A 4,205-nucleotide genomic window follows, 5' to 3' on the forward strand; every position below is an offset into this window, starting at 1 on the left:
CGCGAACACCGGCGACGACTCCAGCAGCTCCACCCCCATCCCCGCCCACTGCGACCCCTGACCGGGGAACACGAACACCGTCCGGCCCGCCGGGGTGGTCGTGCCCCGAACGGTGTGATCCGAGTACTCTCCCCGGACCAGCAGGTCGAGTTCACGGCTGAGGGCGTCGCGGTCGGTGCCGACCACGACCGCGCGGTGGGGCAGCGCGGCCCGGCTGGTCGCGGTCGAGAACCCGATGTCGGCCGGAGTCAGTCCGGGGTGTGCCGCCACGTGGGCCCGCAGCCGGTCGGCCTGGCCGCGCAGGGCTTCGGCCGTCCTGGCGGACAGCAGCCACGGAACGGCCGTGGCGGGCGCGGACGTCGACGCGGCAGGTGCCGTGGCGGGCTGCGGGGCCTGTTCCAGGACGAGGTGCGCGTTGGTGCCGCTCACTCCGAAGGACGACACGCCGGCGCGCCGGGGGTGCCCGTGCTCGGGCCAGTCGACGGCCTCGGTGAGCAGCCGGACGTCGCCCTCCGACCAGTCGACGTGGGTCGACGGCTCGTCCACGTGCAGGGTCCTGGGCAGCACGCCGTGCCGCATCGCCAGCACCATCTTGATCACACCGGCCACACCCGCGGCGGCCTGGGTGTGACCGATGTTCGACTTCAGCGAACCCAGCCACAGCGGCCGGTCGCGGTCCTGACCGTAGGTCGCCAGCACCGCCTGCGCCTCGATCGGATCACCCAGCGACGTCCCCGTGCCGTGCGCCTCCACCACGTCCACCTCGGACGGCTTCAGCCCCGCATTGGCCAGCGCCTGCCGGATCACCCGCTGCTGCGAGGGACCGTTCGGCGCGGACAGGCCGTTGGACGCGCCGTCCTGGTTGACCGCACTGCCCCGGATCACCGCCAGCACCGGGTGCCCGTTGCGCCGCGCGTCCGACAGCCGCTCCAGCAGCACCATGCCGACACCCTCGCCGAAACCCGCGCCGTCCGCGCCCTCCGCGAAGGACTTGCAGCGACCGTCGCGGGCGACTCCGCCCTGTTGGCTGAGGCCCACGAACAGGCCGGGTCCCGCCATCACGGACACGCCGCCGGCCAGGGCCAGCGTGCTCTCCCCCGCGCGCAGGGACTGCGCGGCGAGGTGGATCGCCACCAGGGAGGAGGAGCAGGCGGTGTCGACGGTGACGGCCGGCCCCTCCAGGCCGAAGGTGTACGCGACCCGACCGGAGCCGACACTGGACTGGGTGCCCATGCCGACGAACGCCTCGACGCCGTCGGGAACGTGATGCAGGGGGCCGCCGTAGTCGGTGCCCATCATGCCGACGAAGACGCCGGTCCTGCTGCCGCGCAGGGTCGCCGGGTCGATGCCCGCCCCTTCGAGTGTCTCCCAGGTGGTCTCCAGCAGCAGCCGCTGCTGCGGGTCCATCGCCAGCGCCTCACGCGGCGAGATCCCGAAGAAGCCCGGATCGAAGTCGCCGGCGTCGGTCAGGAAGCCGCCCTCGCGGGTGTGCGAGGTCAGCCTGTCGGGGGAACTCGGGTCGGAGAGCCCGTCGGTGTCCCAGCCACGGTCCTCGGGGAAGGGGGAGATGGCGTCCTTCGCCGCACGCACCAGGGCCCACAGATCGTCGGGCGAGGCCACTTCGCCGGGGTAGCGACAGCCCATGGCCACCACCGCGACCGGTTCGTCGGTCCGTTTCGACAGGCGCTGGTTGGCCTCCTTGAGGCGCTCGTTGTCCACCAGCGCGCTGCGCAGGGCAGCGACCAACTGGTCCTGAGGGGCACTCATCATGAACTCCACACACGTCGATCCGAATCAGGAATGGTCATTGCCAAGGGCACTGGCCCAACGGACGAGATCGTCGACGCCCATGCTCTGGATGTGACTGATCCGGTCTGACGTCGTCTGCCGCCGACCCTCTTCCGCTAGCCGCAGGATCACGTCGAGCACCCCGGACGCACGCAACTGGTCCGTGGTGACGGACGCGAGGGCTTCGCGGATCTCCGAGTCCTCGGGGCCGCCGCCCGGCTCGTCAGCCGCCGCCGGGGCGAGTCCCAGCTTGTCGTACAGGTAGCCGGCCAGACGCGAGGCGGTCGGGTAGTCGAACGCCAGGGTCGGCGTCAGCCGGGTGCCGACGGCGGTGGAGAGCCGGTTGCGCAGTTCGACGGCCATCAGCGAGTCGAAGCCGAGACCCGTGAACGTCAGGTCCGGGTCCACCGCCGCGGGCCCGTCGTAGGCGACGACCGCGGCCACGGTCGACCGCACCAGGTGCGACAGGGCCGCCCGCTGCTCCTCCTCCGGCTTCCCGGCCAGCCGCTCCCGCAACGACGTCGTCCCGCCCGGTCCCTCGGCCACGGCCGGGGTCCGCCGGACGGCGGGCCGCACCAGGTGCCGCAGCAGCGGCGGGATCGCGTCGCCCGGGGACGACAGGTCCAGGTGGATGGGCACCAGCACGGCCTCGTCCATGGCGGACGCGGCGTCCAACAGCGCCAGTCCGTCGGCCGAGTTGATCGGCCGCACGCCGCCGCTGGTGAGCCTGGCCACCTCGCGGTCGCCGAGCCTGCCGGTCATGGCGCTGCGCTGCTCCCAGAACCCCCAGCCCAGCGACTGGGCCGGCAGGCCTGCGGCGCGTCGGCGTACGGCCAGCGCGTCGAGGAAGGCGTTCGCGGCGGCGTAGTTCGCCTGGCCGGCCGCGCCGAAGGTCGCCGACGCCGAGGAGAACAGCACGAACGCGGACAGCCGAAGGTCGCGGGTCAACTCGTCGAGCAGCAGCGCCGCGTCGGCCTTCGGCCGCAGCACGCGGTCGGCCTGCTCGGGCGTCAGCGACGTGACCGGGGCGTCGTCGAGCACGCCGGCCGCGTGCACGACCCCGGTCAACGGCCGGGCGGCCGGGATGGCGGCGATGACCTCGGACATCGCCGTCCGGTCGGCCGCGTCGCAGCGGGCGGCCACCACGCGGGCACCCGCCGCCGTCAGCTCCTCGACCAGCTCCGGGTCGGGCCCTGACCGTCCGATCAGCACCAGGTCGCGGATGCCGTGCCGGGTCACCAGGTGCCGCGCGGTCAGTGCGCCGAGGACACCGCCGGCGCCGGTGACGAGCACCGTGCCGCTCGGGTCCCACTTCGGCTCCCTCCCGGTCGGCGCGGCCCGCACGAGGCGGGCGGCGAGTACGGCACCGTCCCGGACCGCCACCTGCGGTTCGCCACAGGCCACGGCGGCGGGCACCAGTGTGTCCGCGTCGTCGGCCACGCCCAGGTCCACCAGCACGAACCGGTCGGGGTGCTCGGTCTGCGCGGAGCGGACCAGGCCCCACACGGCGGCGTGCACCGCGTCCCTCGGCTCGGGACCGGCCGCGTCGCGCGTGACGAACACCAGACGCCGGTCGTCCTGGTCCCCGGCCAGCCACTCCTGGACCAGGGCGAGCGCACGATGCACGACGGCGTGCACGTCGTCATCGGGTGCGGTGAAGTCGGCCACCTCGTACGCCGGCACGGCGGCGTCCGTGGCGGTCACCGGATGCCAGTCGACCCGGAACAGCGACCTCACCCGGGCGGCCTCGATCTGACCGGCCGCGAACGGGCGCATCACCAGCGATTCGATGGCCGCGACCGGGAATCCGGTCTCATCGGCCACGGTGATCGCGACTTCGTCGGAGCCGGTCGTCGTCAGCCGCACCCGCAGGGTCGCCGCACCCGACGCGAACAGGCTCGCCCTGCCCCAGCTGAACGGCAGCCTGAGGCCCGCTGCTTCGCCCGCGGACGGTCCGGCCTCGCCGGCCGCCAGCCACAGGGCGTGCAGCGCCGCGTCCAGAAGCGCCGGGTGCAGGCCGAACTCCCGGGCCGGGGCGCGCTGTGTCTCGGGCAGCGTGACCTCGGCGTACACCTCGTCGCCGCGCCGCCAGGCCGCCCTGAGCCCCTGGAAGCCAGGCCCGTACTGGTACCCCTGCTCGGCGAAGCGGGCGTACAGATCTGTCGTGTCCAGCGGTTCGGCCCCGGCCGGGGGCCACTGGCCGGTCAGCCCGTCCGCCGCCGCGGTGCCGGTCGCCAGCGCGCCGGTGGCGTGCCGCGTCCATTCCTGCTCGGCGCCAGCGTCTTCCTCCCGGGCGTACAGGTCGAGGGAGCGTCGTCCGGCCTCGTCGGCCGCGCCCACGGAGAGCTGGAGGACGAGTCCGCCGTGGTCGGGGAGGACCAGGGGTGCTTCCAGGGTGAGTTCCTCGACGGTGCCGC

General features: G+C 73.8%; 2 protein-coding genes. Both read right to left on the reverse strand.

What is annotated here, in order from left to right:
- Positions 1 to 1,767, reverse strand: a 1,767-nt coding sequence (locus tag IE294_RS46435; RefSeq protein ID WP_189895347.1) for a type I polyketide synthase, incomplete at its 3' end; no start/stop codon positions are given.
- Between the two features lie 27 nt (positions 1,768 to 1,794).
- Positions 1,795 to 4,205, reverse strand: a 2,411-nt coding sequence (locus IE294_RS46440; RefSeq protein WP_189895346.1) for a type I polyketide synthase, incomplete at its 5' end; no start/stop codon positions are given.

It is taken from the genome of Streptomyces canarius (genome assembly GCF_014650735.1).
In the GTDB taxonomy this organism is placed as follows: Bacteria; Actinomycetota; Actinomycetes; order Streptomycetales; family Streptomycetaceae; genus Streptomyces; species Streptomyces olivaceoviridis.